The organism is Streptomyces sp. NPDC005302, from assembly GCF_040607345.1.
Taxonomy (GTDB): Bacteria; Actinomycetota; Actinomycetes; order Streptomycetales; family Streptomycetaceae; genus Streptomyces.
In genome coordinates this window covers 111533-130346 of record NZ_JBEXGN010000012.1, presented here as the reverse complement: position 1 = coordinate 130346, position 18814 = coordinate 111533, and the positions used below count along the sequence as shown (strand labels likewise).

At 73.1% G+C, this 18814-nt stretch carries 16 protein-coding genes; 5 read left to right on the top strand and 11 right to left on the bottom strand.

What is annotated here, in order from left to right:
- Positions 1–75: 75 nt before the first annotated feature.
- The 4 genes from dnaG to ABZT74_RS19970 all read right to left on the bottom strand — a co-directional run bounded on the left by dnaG (position 76) and on the right by ABZT74_RS19970 (position 5892).
- Positions 76–1980 (bottom strand): DNA primase, encoded by a 1905-nt coding sequence (gene dnaG / locus ABZT74_RS19985; protein WP_356436515.1) that lies wholly within the window; start codon positions 1978–1980, stop codon positions 76–78.
- Between the two features lie 123 nt (positions 1981–2103).
- Positions 2104–3369 (bottom strand): FAD-dependent oxidoreductase, encoded by a 1266-nt coding sequence (locus ABZT74_RS19980; RefSeq protein WP_356175147.1) that lies wholly within the window; start codon positions 3367–3369, stop codon positions 2104–2106.
- Between the two features lie 93 nt (positions 3370–3462).
- The gene (locus ABZT74_RS19975) at positions 3463–4872 is read right to left on the bottom strand and encodes a deoxyguanosinetriphosphate triphosphohydrolase (protein ID WP_356436645.1); all 1410 of its coding nucleotides are present in this window, start codon (positions 4870–4872) and stop codon (positions 3463–3465) included.
- Between the two features lie 93 nt (positions 4873–4965).
- A complete protein-coding gene (locus ABZT74_RS19970) occupies positions 4966–5892 on the bottom strand; it encodes a sirohydrochlorin chelatase (protein WP_356436512.1) in 927 nt (308 codons plus the stop codon).
- 273 nt (positions 5893–6165) lie between these two features.
- Here ABZT74_RS19970 and ABZT74_RS19965 point away from each other — a divergent pair, with 273 nt between their 5' ends.
- Positions 6166–6906 carry an ElyC/SanA/YdcF family protein gene (locus ABZT74_RS19965; protein ID WP_356436509.1) on the top strand — a complete coding sequence of 247 codons (741 nt, stop codon included), beginning with the start codon at positions 6166–6168 and terminating at the stop codon, positions 6904–6906.
- A gap of 14 nt (positions 6907–6920) precedes the next feature.
- Here ABZT74_RS19965 and ABZT74_RS19960 read toward each other — a convergent pair whose 3' ends face one another.
- The 3 genes from ABZT74_RS19960 to cutA form a co-directional block, all read right to left on the bottom strand.
- Positions 6921–7124: a hypothetical protein gene (locus ABZT74_RS19960; protein WP_356436506.1), complete on the bottom strand. Its 204-nt coding sequence runs from the start codon at positions 7122–7124 to the stop codon at positions 6921–6923.
- A 124-nt stretch (positions 7125–7248) separates the two neighbouring features.
- Complete coding sequence (locus ABZT74_RS19955) at positions 7249–7695, bottom strand: gamma-glutamylcyclotransferase family protein (RefSeq protein WP_355863626.1); 447 nt, start codon at positions 7693–7695, stop codon at positions 7249–7251.
- Positions 7692–8018, bottom strand: a complete 327-nt coding sequence (gene cutA / locus ABZT74_RS19950; RefSeq protein ID WP_356436503.1) for a divalent-cation tolerance protein CutA — start codon at positions 8016–8018, stop codon at positions 7692–7694. Before cutA ends, ABZT74_RS19955 begins: the two co-directional genes overlap by 4 nt.
- Before the next feature lie 182 nt (positions 8019–8200).
- Between cutA and ABZT74_RS19945 the strand changes: the two genes are divergently transcribed.
- Positions 8201–9844 carry a M4 family metallopeptidase gene (locus tag ABZT74_RS19945; protein WP_356436500.1) on the top strand — a complete coding sequence of 548 codons (1644 nt, stop codon included), beginning with the start codon at positions 8201–8203 and terminating at the stop codon, positions 9842–9844.
- A 222-nt stretch (positions 9845–10066) separates the two neighbouring features.
- Here ABZT74_RS19945 and ABZT74_RS19940 read toward each other — a convergent pair whose 3' ends face one another.
- Positions 10067–10651, bottom strand: coding sequence for an NAD(P)H-dependent oxidoreductase (locus ABZT74_RS19940; protein WP_356436642.1), 585 nt, complete (start codon positions 10649–10651; stop codon positions 10067–10069).
- Between the two features lie 581 nt (positions 10652–11232).
- Between ABZT74_RS19940 and ABZT74_RS19935 the strand changes: the two genes are divergently transcribed.
- A complete protein-coding gene (locus tag ABZT74_RS19935) occupies positions 11233–11751 on the top strand; it encodes a hypothetical protein (protein WP_355863618.1) in 519 nt (172 codons plus the stop codon).
- A gap of 166 nt (positions 11752–11917) precedes the next feature.
- Complete coding sequence (locus tag ABZT74_RS19930) at positions 11918–12538, top strand: class F sortase (protein ID WP_355863616.1); 621 nt, start codon at positions 11918–11920, stop codon at positions 12536–12538.
- A gap of 31 nt (positions 12539–12569) precedes the next feature.
- On the opposite strand, the gene ABZT74_RS19925 is transcribed toward ABZT74_RS19930, so the two are convergent.
- Both ABZT74_RS19925 and ABZT74_RS19920 read right to left on the bottom strand, forming a co-directional pair.
- Entirely contained in the window at positions 12570–13352 is a 783-nt protein-coding gene (locus ABZT74_RS19925; protein ID WP_356436498.1) for a TSUP family transporter, read from the bottom strand.
- 281 nt (positions 13353–13633) lie between these two features.
- On the bottom strand, positions 13634–14566 hold the full coding sequence (locus tag ABZT74_RS19920; protein ID WP_356436495.1) for an oxidoreductase: 933 nt from the start codon (positions 14564–14566) through the stop codon (positions 13634–13636).
- Between the two features lie 268 nt (positions 14567–14834).
- Here ABZT74_RS19920 and ABZT74_RS19915 point away from each other — a divergent pair, with 268 nt between their 5' ends.
- Positions 14835–15854 carry an alpha/beta hydrolase gene (locus ABZT74_RS19915; RefSeq protein WP_356436492.1) on the top strand — a complete coding sequence of 340 codons (1020 nt, stop codon included), beginning with the start codon at positions 14835–14837 and terminating at the stop codon, positions 15852–15854.
- 150 nt (positions 15855–16004) lie between these two features.
- Here the strand turns inward: ABZT74_RS19915 and ppdK are convergent, their stop codons facing one another.
- A complete protein-coding gene (gene ppdK, locus ABZT74_RS19910; protein WP_356436489.1) occupies positions 16005–18755 on the bottom strand; it encodes a pyruvate, phosphate dikinase in 2751 nt (916 codons plus the stop codon).
- Positions 18756–18814: the final 59 nt, after the last annotated feature.

Here is an 18814-nt window from a genome sequence, read left to right as displayed (position 1 = left end):
ACCCGCCGCCCGCACGCCCCGCCGTGCCGCCACGCGCGGCCGCGCACCACCCCGGCACGCGGGGCCGGGCCGGGCTCAGAGGGCTTCGGCGCCCTTCTCGCGCAGCGCCTGGCCGTACTGCTGGAGCACCCACAACTCGTTCTGCACGGCGGCCAGCCGGGCCGGGTCGCCGCCCGCGCTGAGCCGGGACAGCGAGCCCTGCACGTCGCGGATGCGGCGGTCGACGGCGCGGCGGCGGACCGCGACGAGCTGGTCGCCCGCATAGGTCTCGTCGACGGTCTTGCGCAGGATCGCCTCGACCGCCAGCTCCGTGACCATCGCCCGCACGGCGTCGTCCGGAGCGGCGTCGCGGACGCGGATCAGATACTCCTGGGGGTCCTGGGTGCCGTACTCGGTGCCGCCCGCCTCCATGACGGCCAGCCGCACGGCGGCGTACGGGGGCGCGGTGAACTCGTCGATGCCGTACGCGTCGAACGCCGGGGCGACCAGCTCGGGCCGCTGCAGGGCGAGCTTGAGCAGCTCGCGCTCGGTGGCGAAGACGGGGTTGCGCAGGGTCAGGGCCGGGCCGCCGTTCGTGGGGGCCTGGGCGGCGGTGTACGTCTGCTGGGAGCGGTTCCCGGCGGGCGCGGGCCCCCTGCCGCCGCGGTCGCGTGCCCAACGGGCCAGCTGCGCCACCCGCTTGACGACGAACTGGGTGTCGAGGATGCCGAGCATGCCCGCGAGCTGGACGGCCACCTCGTGCTGTGCCCCGCTGTTCTTGATGCGGGCGACGATCGGGGCGGCCTCGTCGAGGGCGGCGGCGCGCCCGGCCGGGGTCTCCAGGTCGTAGCGCAGGACGATCTGGCGGAGGGCGAACTCGAAGAGCGGTGTGCGCGGTTCGACCAGGTCGACGACGGCCTCGTCGCCCTTGGCGAGGCGCAGCTCGCAGGGGTCCATGCCGTCGGGGGCGATGGCGATGTACGTCTCGGCGGCGAACTTCTGGTCGTCCTCGAAGGCGCGCAGGGCCGCCTTCTGACCGGCCGAGTCGCCGTCGAAGGTGAAGATCACCCGGGCCGAGCCGTTGTCCATGAGGAGGCGGCGGAGGATCTTGATGTGGTCGCTGCCGAACGCGGTGCCGCAGGTCGCGATGGCGGTGGTGATGCCGGCCATGTGGCAGGCCATGACGTCGGTGTAGCCCTCGACGACGACCGCACGGCTGCTCTTGGCGATGTCCTTCTTGGCGAGGTCGATGCCGTACAGCACCTGGGACTTCTTGTAGATCGCCGTGTCGGGCGTGTTCAGGTACTTCGGGCCGTTGTCGGAGTCGTAGAGCTTGCGGGCGCCGAAGCCGACGACCTCGCCGCCGATGTCGCGGATGGGCCACATGAGGCGGCCGCGGAAGCGGTCGATGGGGCCGCGGCGGCCCTCCTGGGAGAGGCCGGAGAGGACCAGCTCCTTGTCGGTGAAGCCCTTGCCGCGCAGATGGCGGGTGAGGTGGTCCCAGCCCTGGGGGCTGTAGCCGACGCCGAAGTGGGCGGCGGCGGCCTGGTCGAAGCCGCGCTCGGCGAGGAACGTGCGGCCGGCGTCGGCCTCGGGGCTGGTGCCGAGCTGCTCGATGTAGAACTGGGCGGCGGCCTTGTGCGCCTCCACCAGACGGATCCGCTCGCCGCGCTGGTGGGAGGGGTTGTACCCGCCCTCCTCGTAGCGCAGGGTGATGCCGGCCTGGCCCGCGAGGCGCTCCACCGATTCGGAGAAGGTGAGGTGGTCGACCTTCATCACGAACGTGATGGTGTCGCCGCCCTCCTGGCAGCCGAAGCAGTGGAAGAGGCCCTTGCTGGGGCTGACCTGGAACGACGGTGACTTCTCGTCGTGGAAGGGGCACAGTCCCTTCAGGTTCCCGCCGCCCGCGCTGCGCAGCTGGAGGTACTCGGACACCACGGCGTCGATCGGGACCGCGTCCCGAACCGCCTTCACGTCCTCGTCGTTGATCCTGCCGGCCACGTGGTGATTCTACGGGGCCGGACCGACAGTCCTGGGGCGAGGTGAGCGACGCCGTGCCGGGGTCCGGGGGAACTGCTCCGGACCCCGGCACGGGAGGGGTGGGGCGGCGGGTGCCGCCGTGCGTCACGGGACCAGGCTGTCCAGGGGGATGTGCGGGTCGGCGAGCGCGTCGGCGTCCACCTGGATCCGGGAGCGGACGAGCTGCTGGATGGGGTCCGTGACATCCCACACGTTCACGTTCATCCCGGCGAGCACCCTGCCCTCCTTCAGCCAGAAGGCGATGAACTCCCGCTTGCCGACGTCACCGCGGATCACCACCTGGTCGTACGTCCCCGGGGGCGCCCAGCCCGAGTACTCCAGGCCGACGTCGTACTGGTCGGAGAAGAAGTAGGGCACCCGGTCGTACGGCGTGCCGCGGCCCAGCATGGAGCGGGCGGCGGCCGGTCCGCCGTTCAGGGCGTTGGCCCAGTGCTCGACGCGCAGCCGGGTGCCGAAGAGGGGGTGGTGGAAGGAGGCGACGTCGCCGGCGGCGTACACGTCGGGGTCGGAGGTGCGCAGCGTCTCGTCGACCGCGATGCCCCCGCCGTGCTCCCGGCCGGCGAGTTCGAGCCCCGCGGCCTCGGCGAGGCCGGTGCGCGGGGCGGCGCCGATGGCGGCGAGGACGTCGTGCGCGGGGTGCTCCTCGCCGTCGTCGGTGCGGGCGGCCAGCACCATGCCGTCCTGGCCGACGATCTCGGTGAGCCGGGCGCCGAAGTGGAACCGCACGCCGTGCTCGCGGTGCAGCTCGGCGAAGACCTGGCCCAGTTCGGGGCCGAGGACGCTGTGCAGCGGGGTCGCCCCGGGCTCGACGACGGTGACCTCGGCGCCGTACTCGCGGGCCGCCGCGGCGATCTCCAGGCCGATCCAGCCGGCTCCGGCGATGACGATGTGGCCGTTGTCCCGGCCGAGCGCGGCGAGGACGCCCTTGAGCCGCTCGGCGTGGGCGAGGCGGCGCAGGTGGTGCACGCCCGCGAGGTCGGTGCCCGGGATGTCGAGGCGACGCGGCTCGGAGCCGGTGACGACGAGGAGCTTGTCGTAGTGGACGAGGGTGCCGTCGTCCCCGAAGCGGACGGTCCTCGCCGCGCGGTCGATCGCGTCGACGGTCTGGCCGAGGTGCAGCTCGATGTCGTTGCGCGCGTACCAGGCGGGTTCGTGGACGAAGACGCTGTCGCGTTCCTCCTTGCCGAGGAGGTAGCCCTTGGACAGCGGCGGACGTTCGTAGGGGTGGTCGCGCTCGTCGCAGATCAGTATCACGCGTCCGGTGAAGCCCTCCGCTCGGAGCGTCTCGGCCGCCTTGGCGCCTGCCAGGCCTCCTCCGACGATGACGAATGTCTGATCCGCGTCGACCACTTGATGCCTCCTCGTAAGGATGTCGCCATATGCGAGAGTCCCGCACGGAGCGTGATGCGGGAAGGGGGAGTGGCCCGATCAGGCCACGCAGGGTCACACTCCGGCGCCTCCATGGGAACGCGTGGTGAGCCTGAGGTGCAGGGAACGCGCCGAGGCATCCGTGAGGGATGCGATCTGGTCGACGATCACCCGCTTACGGACGCGGTCGTCGGCCGCGTGCTCGAACAGGGCCCGGAACTGAGGATCGAGCACCTCGGGCGCGCGGGCGGTGAGCGCCTCGGCGAGTTCGGCGACGACGACGCGCTGGTCGGCGCGGAGCCGCTCCTGCTCGGCGCGCTGCATCACGTACCGGTCGGCGACCGCCTTGAGGACGGCGCACTCGTGCCGGGCGGCGCGGGGGACGACCAGCTCCGCCGCGTACCGGGTGAGGCGGCCGGTGCCGTGGCGGGCGCGGGTGGCGCCCTCCGCCGCCAGGCAGAACCGGCCGATGAGCTGGCTGGTGGCGTCCTTCAGCCGGGCCTGGGCGACGGCCGATCCGTCGTAGCGGTGCGGCCACCACTCCTGGCCGAGGAGCCGGTCGAGGGCTTCGGCCAGCTCGGCCGGGTCGGTGTCCGCGGGCACGTACCGCCCGATGGCGACGGCGAAGATCTCCGCACGCTCCGGTGCCGAGGTGAGGCTGGCGGGGTCGATGTGGCCGGCGTGCAGGCCGTCCTCGACGTCGTGCACCGAGTAGGCCACGTCGTCGGACCAGTCCATCACCTGGGCCTCGAAGCAGGTCCGGGTGCCGGGGGCGCCCTCGCGGATCCAGTCGAAGACCGGCCGGTCGTCCTCGTAGACCCCGAACTTCGGGGACCGGGGGTCGGTGGGGCAGGCACCCCTGGGCCAGGGGTACTTGGTGGCGGCGTCGAGGGCGGCGCGGGTGAGGTTGAGGCCGACGCTCACGAGGTCCTCGTCGGCGTCGGCGGGCGCGGAGGCCACCATGTCGCTGCGCACGAAACGCTTGGGTTCGATCCGGGTGAGCAGCCGCAGCGACTGGGCGTTGCCCTCGAACCCACCGCAGTCCTCGGCGAATTCGTTGAGTGCCTGTTCGCCGTTGTGCCCGAAGGGCGGGTGGCCGAGGTCGTGCGAGAGGCAGGCCGCCTCGACGAGGTCGGGGTCGCAGCCGAGGGCGGCGCCGAGGTCGCGGCCGACCTGGGCGCACTCCAGGGAGTGCGTCAGCCGGGTGCGGGGGCTGGCGTCCCACACCTGGATGGGGATCTCCCCCGTACGCGCGGAGCCGAGGACCTGGGGCAGGGTGCCGGGGGTGACGACCTGCGTCTTGCCGGCGAGGCGGCGCAGGGCGGCCGAGTGCAGGACGCGGGCGCGGTCGCGCTGGAAGGCGGTGCGGCCGGGGTGCTTGTCGGGTTCGACGGCCCGGCGTTCGACGGCGGACACGTCGTACTCGTCGTGTGCGGCGGGGTTCTCGGGTGCCTTCGGTGCGGGTCCTGCTGTGTGCCGTTCCATGCCTTCCATGCACCGACAGTAAACGCAGCCGGTGACAAGCGGGGCGCCCGGCACCGGCGGCGGAGGGCGCGGGCCGGCGCGGGACCGCCCGGGTCAGGCCGGGGTGAGGGCGCGCTCCGGGGCCGGCTCGGGGGCCGCGAGGGCCTGGTCGTAGCGGTGCAGGACGAGGCGGACCATCGCCGGGTGGTCGCCGAGGGGTTCGGCGCGGATCCACGGGCCGGCCTCGGCGCAGCGGGAGGCGAGCCGGCCCGGGGCGGTGAAGTGGGAGGCGACGGCGATCCGGTGGCGGCCGCGGGCGGCGAGGGCGCGCAGGGCGGCCGGGACGGTGGGGGCGGCGCCGGAGGCGTACGCGGGGACGACGGGCACGCCGAGCCGCTCGGCGAGCAGTTGGGCGGTGCGGCGCGTGTCGGCGGCGGACTCCACGAGCCGGGAACCAGCGGACGCGAGGACGACGCCACTGGCGCGGCGGGCGGTGTCGCTCATCGCGGCCGGCCAGCCGGCCTCCACGAGCCGGTCGTGGAGGGTCTCGACGAGCAGCGGGTGCGGGCCGAGCGGGGCGGCGACGCGGACGGGCGGGCCGGGGGCGGCGGCCGCCGCCTCGGGCAGGTCGCGCCGGACGTGGTGGCCGCGTCCGAGCAGCAGCGGGACGAGAACGGCGCCGGCGCCCTGCCCGCCGCCGAGCGAGGCGAGCGTGCCGGAGAGCGAGGGGTCGCTCACGTCGATGTGGCCGACGCGCACGGCCAGATGCGGGCGCAGCTCACGGACCCGTTCGGCCAGGGCGCGGACGGTGCTCAGCGCGCGCGGGTCGCGGCTGCCGTGGGCGGCCAGCACGAGCGTGGGCGGCGCGGGACGGCGGGTGCCGTTGAGCGAGACCAGGCTGAGCTGGCTGCCGAGCTGACTGGTGATCCGGTTCATCAGCTGCGCCGTGGTGTCGAGCTGCCCGTCGAACCGGTCGGCGCGCGGCGGCGGCCCCGCGGAGCGGGCGGAGGACTCGTCTCGGACTGGATGCGACGCCGTCATGGGGCGATCCTCGCGGTAGGAGGTTGCCGGGCCGTTGCACGGGCATGTCGGGCGTTTTCCGGCGGTTCACCGTACGGTACGCCTGCCGGACGAGCGCCTCCCACCTGCGGTTCCCCCGCCGCGGGTGACAGCGCTCACGACACCCCGGTGAACCGAACGGGCTTGCGCCGCGTCCTCCTGTGTCGAACACGTACATGAGAATCAGCGTCTGCCGGCCCCGACCGCGGGGCCCGGTCCGCACCCGCGCGTGACGTCACCTGGGGGACATCGACCATGCTGCGTCTGCCGCGCCCGAAGCGTCCGGTCCCGCGCCGGCCGCGTCCGCTGCGACTGCTGCGACTGCTGCGCCAGGTGCGTCTGCCGCGGACCCGCAGGGGCCGACGGCGGTCCGTGCAGGCGCTGATGGTCCTGTGCGTGCTGGCTCTCCTCCCGATGACGTGGATGTACGTGACGACGGGCGACCGGCTGCGGACGACGGCGGACGCCCCGCGCACCGAGGTGGCGGTCGTCTTCGGCGCGGGCCTGTGGGACGGCGAGCCGTCCCCGTATCTCGCGCACCGGCTGGACGCGGCGGCGAAGCTGTACCGGGCGGGCCGGATCGAGGTCGTCCTCGTCACCGGCGACAACAGCCGCGAGGACTACGACGAGCCGGACGCGATGCGCGCCTACCTCACCGCGCACGGGGTGCCGGACCGGCGGATCGTCAGCGACTACGCGGGCTTCGACACCTGGGACTCGTGCGTCCGGGCGCGCAGGATCTTCGGCGTCCACGAGGCGGTCCTGATCAGTCAGGGCTTCCACATCCGCCGGGCCGTCGCCCTGTGCCGTGCGGCGGGGGTCCGCTCGTACGGCATCGGCGTCGACGCCAAGCACGACGCGACCTGGTACTACGGCGGCACCCGGGAGATCTTCGCGGCGGGCAAGGCCGCCCTGGACGCGGTGTTCCGGCCGGATCCGCGGTTCCTCGGCCGGAAGGAGCACGGGGTGGCCCGGGCGCTGGCGGCCGGCCGGTAGTCGGCGTGGGGACGTCAGTTCCCGTCCGCGTACTCCGCTCCGGCCCTCCCGTCGGGCCGCTTCGGTGCGGTGCCGTCCCCGGGGCGCGGGGAGGTGTGCGGCGAGGCGTCCGGTTCCGGGTCGGCGCCGCAGGAGCTGAGCCCGATACCCAGGGCCGCGCCGACGGCCGCGCCGCCGAGCGCGAGGACACGTCGTCTGGTGAGGTCGCGGTCGGTCATGGCCGGACCCTAGGGGGTGCCGGCGCCCGCGCGGGCGGGGCGCACGGACCGGCCACCCGCACGGGTGCACGCCCCTCTCCCCGTGACGGCGGTTCAGCCGGGGCCGTGTGCGGACGGGCGGGGTTCAGCCGGGTCCGTGCGCGGGCGCGTCCGCTGTCGCGCCGTGCCACTCGCCGCTCTCGATCGGGCGTCCGACGGCCCGCAGGCGCGCGGCGACGGAGGGCGCCGCGATGTACACCCAGGCGCGGACGGTCCTGCCGTCGGCGAGGACGGCGTCGCGCATGACCCGCTCGTACAGGTTGTGCGGATCGCCCGGCGCGTACTCCTCCAACGCGTCCAGTTCCGCGAGGAGTTCCTCGTACGCCCCGGGCAGCGCGGTCACGAGGTCGCCGGTCACCGTGCCGCCGGGCTCCTCGACGGCGTACGGGTAGCCGGGCCCCGGGTGCAGCACGAGCCCCGCCATCCGCCCGGGCTCCTCGGAGCGGGTCCGGCCGCGCAGGTACAGGTCGTGGTTGTGCTCGCCGGGGCGCAGGGTGCCGTAGACGAAGAAGGGCGGTCCCGTTCCGTTCACGGGGTCGTCTCCTCCCCCACCCACCGCAGGTAGTCCGCGCCGCCCGCGACGACCGGGGTCGCGATGATCTCCGGCGTCTCGTAGGCGTGGGTCTCGCGGAGGTACGCCTCCAGGGCGGGGTAGCGGACCGCGGTCGTCTTGAAGTGGATCTGCCACTCGGCGGCCGTCTCGACGGTGCCCTGCCACCGGTAGACGGACGTGACCGGTCCCGAGATCTGCGCGCAGGCCGCGAGCCGCCCCGCCACCGCGCCATGGGCCAACTCGGCCGCCCTCTGGGCCGAGTCGGTGGTGGTCAGAACGGCCAGACAGGCCGGCGTCTCCATGATCGTCTCCCTTCGTGGGGGTACGGAAACGATTCTCGCCCGATCCCGCGTCCACCGCGTAGGCGCTATGGACATGACATGTCATGAACCTTTAAATCTGAGGCAGCCGTGCGGCGCCTCCGAGGCGGCTGTGCGGCGCCTCCCCCACGCGCCCTCCCCAAGGGGCCTTCCCAAGGAGACCGATGAGTCGGACACGGCACATCCGAGGTTCCTCGCTCGCCACCGCGGGCGCCGCCGCGGCCGCGGCCGCCCTGCTGGCCGCCGCATCGGCGCCCACCGCACACGCCGACGCCCGGCCCGGCCGGGCCGCCGCCGTCGTGAACGCGGCCGCCGCCCTGGTGGACCACGCCACGGGCCTGGGCCTCACCTCCGCCCAGGACACCTCCGTGCGGGACGTCGTCGTCGACCAGGACAGCACCCAGCACGTCCGCTACGACCGGACCTACCGTCATCTCCCGGTCCTCGGGGGCGACTTCGTGGTCCACCTGGCGCCGGGCGGCACCTACCGCGGCGCCGACCGGGCCACCACGAAGGCCATTTCGCTGAGCAGTGTCACCCCGGCGCTGTCCGCCCCGAGGGCCATCGGCCTCGCGGCGGCCGCGCTGCGCGCCGCCGACCCGGGCGAGGCGCTGCGCAAGGTGACGGCCAAGCCGCAGTTGGTGGTCGACGCGCTGCACGGGGCACCGAAACTCGCCTGGCGCACCACCGTGGTGGCCCAGGACACCCTCGGCAACCCGGTCGCCCGCATGGTCCTCACCGACGCACGCACCGGCGCCCGGATCGACGCCTGGGACACCATCGAGACGGCCACCGGCGACGGCAAGTCGCTGTACAGCGGCACGGTTTCGCTGGAGACGACCGTGTCCGGATCCACGAACCAGCTGAAGGACCCGACGCGCGGGAACACGTACACGGGCGACGCGGCGAACAAGACGGACCTGTGCATCTTCGGGATCTGCATCAGCCGGGCGCCCGCGACCCTGTTCACCGACGCGGACAACCACTGGGGCACCGGCGCGACGGCGGACCGCGCGTCCGCGGCGGTGGACGCGCAGTACGGCACCGACGAGACCTGGGACTACTACAAGAACGTGCACGGCAGGAACGGCATAGCCGGCGACGGCAAGGGCTCCTACAACCGGGTGCACTACGGCAACAACTACAACAACGCTTTCTGGGACGACAGTTGCTTCTGCATGACGTACGGGGACGGTGACGGCACGACGCTCGGGCCGCTGGTCGCGCTCGACGTCGCGGGGCACGAGATGTCGCACGGCGTCACCTCGAAGACCGCCGCGCTGACGTACTCGGGCGAGTCCGGCGGCCTGAACGAGGCGACCTCCGACATCTTCGGCACCATGGTCGAGTGGTACGCGAACAACGCGGCGGACCCCGGTGACTACCTGATCGGCGAGAAGATCGTCCGCTCCGGCTTCGGCAAGCCCGCCCTGCGCTTCATGGACAAGCCCTCCAAGGACGGCAACTCGGCCGACTGCTGGAGCAGTTCGGTCGGCAACCTCGACGTCCACTACTCCTCCGGCGTCGCCAACCACTTCGCCTACCTCCTCGCGGAGGGCAGCGGGGCGAAGACGGTGGGCGGCGTCAGCTACGACTCCCCCACCTGCAACGGCTCGACGGTGTCCGGCATCGGGCACGACAAGGTGGGCAAGATCTGGTACCGCGCGCTGACGGTCTACATGACGTCGTCGACGAAGTACGCGGGCGCCCGTACCGCCACGCTGAACGCGGCCAAGGACCTCTACGGCGCGGGCAGTACGGAGTACAACGCCGTGGCGGCGGCCTGGTCGGCGGTCTCGGTCGTCTGACCCCCGTCTCCCGGAACACCCACCGCACACCGTGGGCAGGCGGTCCCAACGGCCGCCTGCCCACGGCCTGTTCCTCAGCGGCCCGGCCCGGCAGTCCTGCCCAGCGGTACTGTCCAACGGTCCTGTCCGGCGGTCCTGTCCGGCGGTCCGCCCGATCCCGGACGCCCGACGCCACGGACGCCCCCGGGCCACCCCGCACGTTCCCGCACTCCGGTGCGCCTCTCACCCCGCGTACGGCCTTCGCCCCCGCGCGTCTTTCAACGCCCTCGCCCACCAGCCGAGTTGGTCCAGCATGGTGTTCGCCGCGGCGGCGGGGCCCGCCGGGTCGCGCGGGTGGCCGGCCTCGTCGAACGCGGCGCCCGCGCCGTGGAAGGACACGGTGTCCCGGACGGTGACGGCGTGCAGTTCGGCGAAGACCTGACGCAGGTGCTCGACGGCCCGCAGGCCTCCGGAGACACCCCCGTAGGAGACCAGGGCGACGGGCTTGGCCCGCCACTCGGCGTAGTGCCAGTCGACGAGGTTCTTCAGGCCCGCGGGGAAGGAGTGGTTGTACTCGGGGGTGAGGACGACGAAGGCGTCCGCGTCGGCGAGGGCGGGCGTCACCTTCGCCAGCTCGGCGGCCACCGCGGGCGACGGGGAGGAGGACAGGACCGTGGGGAGGTCGACGGACGCGACGTCGAGGACCTCGGGGAGGAAGTCGTCCCGCTCCGCGATCCGGTCGAGCAGCCAGCCGGCCACGACGGGACCGAACCGGCCCTCTCGATTGCTGCCGATGACCACGGCGACCCGTACGGGAGCCTCGGCCACCGGCCCCGGAACGGCGGGTTCGGTCCGGGGCCGGGCGGATACGGCGGGCGGCTCGGCGGACACGGCGGGGGGCTCGGCGACGGCGGACGGGGCAGCGACTGCGGACGCGGCTGCGGCAGGGGCAGAGGCGGTGACTGTGGCTGGGGCTGGGGCTGTGGCTGTGGCTGTGGCTGTCTTCATGCCGCACAGCCTCGTACCTCAACCTTTCTTGAGGTCAAGTGCGACAGCGGAGCGCGGGCGCCCCGAGAACGCCGGCGCCCCGGCGGGAGGGCCGGGGCCCCCGCCGCGTCCGCGGCCAATCCGGGCCGCCGCCCCGCACCCCGGTCACCCGTTCACACCCTCGGCACCGCGCCCTTCGGGTTCTCGTTCGCGACACGCCAGGCGGACGCCGGTGACCTGCTGGAACGCCGGCGCTTCCGCCCGCGCGGCGGGGCGGCCTGACACCCGTTCACCTCATTTCTGACACACCATCAGGAAGCGGGTGGGGGCCGGTGCCACTTACCTCGGTAGAGCAGGGGCACGACCGACGCAGCGGCACTTGGGGGTGTCGCGGGCCGGGCCCCCTCGGAGGAGCTAGCACGATGCGACGTACCGCCCGGATGCTGACCGGTACCGCGCTCGCCGTCGCCGCCGCGGGTCTGGCCGCCGCGCCCGTGTACGGAGAGGACAGCGGGAGCCTGGAGGTGTTCCCCTCCACCGTCGTCCCGGGTGCCGACGTCACCGTCAACACGTCCGCCTGCCCCGCGGACGGCACCGCGACGGGGGACGCCGGCGCCGTGGGCGCCGGCACCTTCACGCTCGCGGCGAGCGCGCACGAGCAGGACGCCATCGGTCAGTTCCGGGTGCCGCCGAGCGCGCAGCCGGGAACGTACGAGATCGTCGCGAAGTGCGCGGACGGCCGGCGGATCACCGGCGACCTGATCGTGACCCTGACCTCGACGCGCGAACAGGTCCAGCCGCGCGGCCATGTGAACACCGGTGTCGGCGGCGCGCTGGGCCCCGACCCCGTCCAGACCGCGGCGGGAGTGGCGGCACTGGCCGTCGCCGCCGCGGGCGGTACCTGGCTCCTGCATCGCCGGGCGAGAGGCGACGGGATCTGACGGACACCCTCCGCCGTCCGTCCGCCGGTACCGCCGTCCCCTCCCCCTCCGTGACCCGACGCCCCTCGCGGCGCGGAGGGGGAAACGGGGACCGATCGCGTCCCCTTCCCAGCCGTCGGGCCCGGCCGGCCCCGGCCCCCGGGAAGGACCCTGTGAGGAGGCTCGTGTGCGCCGGGTCAGCAACATCGCCATAGCGTCGGTCACCGTGTTCGCCCTGTGCTCGGGCGCCTGGCTGCTGCGCAGCGGCTCCGAACCCCATCCGCCGCCGCAGCCGTCGGCGGCCGAGGCGGGGACCGGCGGGGACCGCGCGCCGTCCGCCGCGCGGGCGCTGCCGCACTCCCCGCCGGACCGCATCCGTATCCGCGCGATCGGGGTGGACGCCCCGCTCATGGGCCTCGGTCTCACCCCGCAGGGCAGCCTGGACGTGCCGCCCGCGGAGAAGAAGAACCTGGCCGGCTGGTACGAGTCGGGCACCTCACCCGGCGAGCGCGGCACGGCGATCGTCGCCGGGCACGTCGACAACGCCGAGGGCCCCGCCGTCTTCTACGACCTGGGCGCCGTCCGCAAAGGCAGCACGGTCGAGGTGGACCGGCTCGACGGCAGCACGGCCGTGTTCACCGTCGACGCGGTCGAGGTGTACGACGCGCGGGCCTTCCCCGACGCCAAGGTGTACGGCGCGGCCCGCCGGCCGGAGCTGCGGGTCATCACCTGCGGCGGCGGCTACTCCAGGTCGACGGGCTACCAGGGCAACGTGGTCGTCTTCGCCCATCTCTCGGGAAGCCGCTGAGGGGTGGACGGGCGCCGGGCCCCGCCGGGGGTCAGGCCAGCCACTGCTCGTACGCGAGGTTCGCGACCAGCGCGAAGACCACCGTCAGGAGCACGACGCGGACGAAGCCGCTGCCCTTCTTGAGCGCGGTCCGTGCCCCGACCATGCCACCGGCGAGGTTGAACACGGCCATCAGGGCGGCGAGTTCCCAGAAGACGGTGCCCTTCCACGCGAAGGTGGCGAGGGCGCCCGCGTTGGTGCAGCAGTTGACGATCTTGGCGGTGGCGGAGGCGGTCAGCAGGTCGAGGTGCAGCAGCGCGGTCAGGGCGAGCACGAGGAAGGTGCCGGTGCCGGGGCCGATGAGGCCGTCGTAGAAGCCGATCCCGAGGCCCGCGAGGCCGATCGCGGCGAGGACGCGGCGCGCGGAGACCGGGGTGGCCGACGGCGCGGTGCCGAACGCGGGCCGCAGGATCACGAAGGTGCCGACGGCGAGCAGGACGACCATGACGACCGGCTTGAGCACCTCGGTGCTCAAGCCCGCCGCGACGAACGCGCCCGCCGTCGAACCGGCGAGCGCGGCCAGGCCGATGCGCACGGCGAGCCGTACGTCGACGGGGGCCTTGCGCGCGTACGTGACCGCGGCGCCCGTCGTGCCGACGATCGCCACCGCCTTGTTGGTGCCGAGCGCGTACGCGGCGGGGGTGCCCGCGGGCAGGCCCAGCAGCATGGCGGGCAGCAGGAGCAGGCCCCCGCCGCCGACCACGGCATCGATCCAGCCGGCCGCCAGCGCGGCGGCGCAGAGTACGAGGACCGTGGTCAGCGATATGTCGGGCATGATCGCGACCCTATGGACGCGATGCGTGTGCCGTCCATGGATCTCGCAGGCTTGAGCGAGTTCAGAGGTTCGGACCGGCGGGTTCGGACCGTCGGGTTCGGACCGGCGGGTTCGGACCGGCGGGTTCGGACCGGCGGGTGCGGAGCGGCGGGTGCGGACCGGCGGGTTCGGACCGGCGGGTTCGGACCGGCGGGTGCGGAGCGGCGGGTGCGGACCGGCGGCTTTCGCGGACGGCGCCGGTCCGGGGCCGGTCCCTGAGCCCTTGCCCGAGCCCGCCGCTCCTACTTGAGGCCGTCGAAGGTGACGCCGGTCAGTTCCTCCGAGGCTGCCCAGAGCAGCTCGCCCGCGCGGTCGTCGCGGGTCCAGGGGGCTCGCCAGGACGGCGCGGGCGAGCCGCGCCACATCGCGAAGGACGGTCCGACGAAGGTGTCGGGTGCCACGTCGGGCGCGGTGGCCGCGTACAGGCTGGGCAGCGCGCCGGCCTCGGCGCTCTGGGCGAAGACGCGGTTGCCGAGTTCCATGAGCCGCTCGGCGCCCCGGCGTCCCTCCATCCGGGGCCCGGCGGTCTGCAGGTTGGTGGAGGCGTAGCCGGGGTGCGCGGCAGCCGCGACGACGTCGGAGCCGGCGCGGGCCAGCCGTCGTGCCAGCTCGTGCGTGAAGAGGAGGTTGGCGGTCTTGGACCGGGCGTAGGCGATCCACTTGCGGTAGGGCTGCCGGTCGTTGTTCAGGTCGTCGAGGTCGATGTTGGACAGCGCGTGGACCATGCTGGACACGGTGACGACGCGGGCGCCGGGGGTGTCGGCGACCAGCGGGTGCAGCAGTCCGGCGAGCGCGAAGTGCCCGAGGTGGTTGACACCGAACTGGGTCTCGAACCCGTCGGCCGTGCGGCCGGGCGGCAGCGCCATGACACCGGCGTTCCCGACGAGCAGATCGAGCCGCCCGTAGGTCCGCGCGACCGTGGCGGCGAACTCCCGCACGGAGTCCAGGTCCCCCAGATCGAGCCGCAGGAACGCGACGTCGGCCCCCGGGACTTCGGCCACGATCCGGTCCCCGGCCTCGGCCCCCCGCTCCGCACTCCGGCAGGCCAGTACGACCCGGGCCCCCTGGCGGGCCAACTCCCGCGCGGTCACATACCCGAGTCCGCTGTTGGCCCCGGTGACGACAGCGGTACGCCCCCGCTGCCCGGGCACGTCCTGAGCGTTCCAGCGGGGCATGAGGTGCTCCTTCGAGGGAGGGGACGACGGCGCTCCCCACCCTAGGGGGCGGGGCGGAGACGCGGTGCGACCCGAAGGGGCGGGACGCCGACTCGCTTCCTGGCGCCGCGGTTCGCACGGTGCAGGAGAGGCCCGGCCCGGGCGTCGACGCCGTACCCGGGCTGATCCACACGCCAGGAAGGCGGCCGCGTGGACCGGGCATATGGTCCCGCGGCGGTCCTCCACCTCTCACGTCGCACGGGTGGGCCTGCGGTGAAAGACTGACGGAATGAGCGTGACGCGCACAGGTCCGGAAGATCCGGTCACCGCACGTCGGGGCCGCCGGCTCGTCACCGCCGTCACGGCCGTCGTCCTGCTCGGTCTCTCCACTCTCGGCGCCTCGGCCGTGCCCTCGGGCGACACTCGAACGGCGGACGGAACGGCGACCGGTGCCACGGCGTCGGACGGTACCGGGCATCCGGTGAGCATCGGAGACGGCCGCACCGTCCATCTCCGGTGCGAGGGAACCGGGTCTCCCACGGTCGTGCTCGTGTCGGGTACGGGAGGCGCCTTCGACGAGTGGACCCACGTGGTCGACCGTGCCGACCCCGCGGGCGCTCTGAAGCCCAGCGCATCAGCGGTCCTGCCGACGGTCGCCTCGTCCACGCGGGTGTGCGCCTACGACCGCCCCGGCACCACGCGGGTCGACGGGAGCGTGAGCCCCTCGACCCGGGTTCCGCAGCCCACGACGGCGAAGGACGGCGTCGCGGACCTGGAGGCGGTGCTCCGGGCCGCCGGCGAACAGCCGCCGTACGTGCTGGTCGGAGCATCCTGGGGTGCGATGATCACCACCCTGTTCGCGCGCACCCACCCGGCCCAGGTGACCGGTCTGGTCACCGTCGACGGCGCTTCACCGTTCCTGAAGGACACGCTGACTCCGGATCAGTGGTCCGACTGGATGGCCAAGATCGCCGCGACGGAGTCGGCGAAGCGCCTGGAGGTGCCCGACTACGAGTCCAGCGTCACCGAGATCCGGAACGCACCCGCCCTGCCCCACCTCCCGCCCGGCGTCGTGCTGACCTCCGACCACCCGTGGGACCTCCAGGTGGGACACAGCGGCTCGACCTGGCCCGCTTGGCTGGACGCCCAGCAGCGGCTGGCTTCCGAGCTCCACGCCCGGCACATCACTCACACCGACAGCGGGCACGGCATCGGCGTCGAACAGCCCCGGACGGTGGCCCGGGCCATCCTCTCCGTGGTCGACCAGGCGCGGGGCACGGCCGCTCCGGCGGATCACGCCCACCCCTAGGGGCTCGGCGTCACCGTCTCCGCCCGGCGCTCTCCCCGGTCCAGGACGAAGGGGCGGCACCCCCGCACAGGGTTGCCGCCCCTTCGTCCTGGACGCCGGGGTCCTCACCGGCCGGTGAGGGTGAGTGGCCGGCGGGGACCCCGGGGGTTTCTAGCGGTGGTCGCTGCCCTTCGAGCTGGAGGCCGCGCGGCCCGCTTCCAGGCGGGCGACGGGGATGCGGAAGGGGGAGCAGGAGACGTAGTCGAGTCCGACCTCGTGGAAGAAGTGGACCGACTCCGGGTCGCCTCCGTGCTCGCCGCAGACGCCGAGCTTCAGGTCGGGGCGGGTCGCGCGGCCGGCTTCGACAGCGGACTTCACCAGGGAGCCGACGCCGTCCTTGTCGATGGTCTCGAAGGGGCTGACGCCGAAGATGCCCTTCTCCAGGTACGCCGTGAAGAAGGACGCCTCCACGTCGTCGCGGCTGAAGCCCCACACCGTCTGGGTGAGGTCGTTGGTGCCGAAGGAGAAGAACTCGGCGGCCTCGGCGATCTGGCCGGCCGTCAGCGCGGCCCGCGGGAGTTCGATCATCGTGCCGATCGCCAGCTTCAGCCGGATGCCGGTGGCGGCCTCGACCTCGGCGATGACCTGGTCGGCCTCCTCGCGGACGATCTCCAGCTCCTGGACGGTGCCGACGAGCGGGATCATGATCTCCGCGCGCGGGTCGCCCTTGGCGTTCCTGCGCTCGGCGGCGGCCTCCGCGATGGCCCGTACCTGCATGGTGAACAGGCCGGGGATGACCAGCCCGAGGCGGACGCCGCGCAGGCCCAGCATCGGGTTCGACTCGTGCAGCCGGTGCACGGCCTGCAGCAGGCGCAGGTCGTTCTCGTTGGCGTCCTTGCGGGACTCGGCGAGCGCGACCCGTACCGACAGTTCGGTGATGTCGGGCAGGAACTCGTGCAGCGGCGGGTCCAGGAGACGGATCGTCACCGGGAGGCCGTCCATCGCCTCGAACAGCTCGATGAAGTCCTGCTTCTGGAGGGGCAGCAGGCCCTTGAGGGACTCCTCGCGTTCCGCGTCGGTGTCCGCGAGGATCAGCCGCTCCACGAGTTCGCGGCGGTCGCCGAGGAACATGTGCTCGGTGCGGCACAGGCCGATGCCCTGCGCTCCGAAGCGGCGGGCGCGGAGCGCGTCCTCGGCGTTGTCGGCGTTGGCGCGCACCCGCAGCCGGCGGACCCGGTCCGCGTACGCCATGATCCGGTGCACGGCGGCGACGAGTTCGTCGGCGTCGTCGGCGCCCGCGTGCATGCGGCCCTCGAAGTACTCGACGACCGGGGAGGGCACGACCGGGACCTCGCCCCGGTAGACCTTGCCCGTGGAGCCGTCGATGGAGACGACGTCGCCCTCTTCGATGACGACGCCGCCGGGGGCCGTCATACGGCGCCGCTTGGTGTCGACCTCCAGCTCCTCGGCGCCGCACACACAGGTCTTGCCCATGCCGCGGGCGACGACGGCGGCGTGCGAGGTCTTGCCGCCGCGCGAGGTCAGGATGCCCTCGGCGGCGATCATGCCGTCGAGGTCGTCGGGGTTGGTCTCGCGGCGGATCAGGATGACCTTCTCGCCCGAACGGGACCACTTGATCGCGGTGTACGAGTCGAAGACGGCCTTGCCGACGGCGGCGCCGGGCGAGGCGGCGATGCCGCGGCCGAGCTGGTCGACCTTCGCCTCGTCGTCGAAGCGGGGGAACATCAGCTGGGCGAGCTGGGCGCCCGTCACCCGCTGGAGGGCCTCGGCCTCGTCGATGAGTCCCTGGTCCACGAGCTGGGTGGCGATACGGAAGGCCGCGCCCGCGGTGCGCTTGCCGACGCGGGTCTGGAGCATCCACAGCTGGCCGCGCTCGATGGTGAACTCGATGTCGCAGAGATCCCTGTAGTGGTTCTCCAGGGTCTCCATGATCTGCATGAGCTGGTCGTACGACTTCTTGTCGATCGACTCCAGCTCGGCGAGCGCGACCGTGTTGCGGATACCGGCGACGACGTCCTCGCCCTGGGCGTTCTGGAGGTAGTCGCCGTAGACGCCCTGGTGGCCGGAGGCGGGGTCGCGGGTGAAGGCGACGCCGGTGCCGGAGTCGGGGCCGAGGTTGCCGAAGACCATCGAGCAGACGTTGACGGCGGTGCCGAGGTCGTGCGGGATGCGCTCCTGGCGGCGGTAGAGCTTGGCGCGCTCGGTGTTCCAGGAGTCGAAGACCGCGTGGATGGCGAGGTCCATCTGCTCGCGCGGGTCCTGCGGGAAGTCCCGGCCGGCCTCGGTCTTGACGATCTTCTTGAACTTGGTGACGAGCTTCTTCAGGTCGGCCGCTTCGAGGTCCGTGTCGACCACGACCTTCTTGAGCTGCTTGGCCGCCTCCAGCGCGTCCTCGAAGAGGTCGCCGTCCACGCCGAGGACCGTCTTGCCGAACATCTGGATGAGGCGGCGGTAGGAGTCCCACGCGAAGCGCTCGTCGCCGGCCTGCTTGGCGAGGCCCTGCACCGACTTGTCGGAGAGGCCGATGTTCAGGACGGTGTCCATCATGCCGGGCATGGAGAACTTCGCCCCGGAGCGGACCGACACCAGCAGCGGGTCGTCGGCCTGGCCGAGCTTCTTGGCCATCTTCGCCTCGAGGGCGTCGAGGTGTGCACTCACCTCGTCACGCAGTGCCGCCGGCTCCTCGCCACTGTCGAGGTACGTCTTGCACGCCTCGGTGGTGATGGTGAAGCCGGGCGGGACGGGAAGACCCAGGTTGGTCATCTCGGCGAGGTTGGCACCCTTGCCTCCGAGAAGGTCCTTGAGTTCCTTGTTGCCCTCGGTGAAGTCGTAAACGAACTTCGCTCCGCCGACGCCGCTGTCGCCGCTCTCAGCTACGTGGGGATCTTTGTTTTCCGACACGAGTCTCGACTCCTCGACGTCGCGGTGGCTGCCCTGACGAGGGGGAACATACCCAGATC

Coding starts and splice junctions, on each gene's coding strand:
- ABZT74_RS19970 (WP_356436512.1), bottom strand. CDS start 5,892: ATGACGGCGTCGCATCCAGTCCGAGACGAGTCCTCCGCCCGCTCCGCG.
- ABZT74_RS19960 (WP_356436506.1), bottom strand. CDS start 7,124: ATGACCGACCGCGACCTCACCAGACGACGTGTCCTCGCGCTCGGCGGC.
- ABZT74_RS19925 (WP_356436498.1), bottom strand. CDS start 13,352: ATGCCCGACATATCGCTGACCACGGTCCTCGTACTCTGCGCCGCCGCG.
- ABZT74_RS19945 (WP_356436500.1), top strand. CDS start 8,201: ATGAGTCGGACACGGCACATCCGAGGTTCCTCGCTCGCCACCGCGGGC.
- cutA (WP_356436503.1), bottom strand. CDS start 8,018: ATGGAGACGCCGGCCTGTCTGGCCGTTCTGACCACCACCGACTCGGCC.
- ABZT74_RS19915 (WP_356436492.1), top strand. CDS start 14,835: ATGAGCGTGACGCGCACAGGTCCGGAAGATCCGGTCACCGCACGTCGG.
- ABZT74_RS19935 (WP_355863618.1), top strand. CDS start 11,233: ATGCGACGTACCGCCCGGATGCTGACCGGTACCGCGCTCGCCGTCGCC.
- ABZT74_RS19965 (WP_356436509.1), top strand. CDS start 6,166: ATGCTGCGTCTGCCGCGCCCGAAGCGTCCGGTCCCGCGCCGGCCGCGT.
- ABZT74_RS19975 (WP_356436645.1), bottom strand. CDS start 4,872: ATGGAACGGCACACAGCAGGACCCGCACCGAAGGCACCCGAGAACCCC.
- ABZT74_RS19920 (WP_356436495.1), bottom strand. CDS start 14,566: ATGCCCCGCTGGAACGCTCAGGACGTGCCCGGGCAGCGGGGGCGTACC.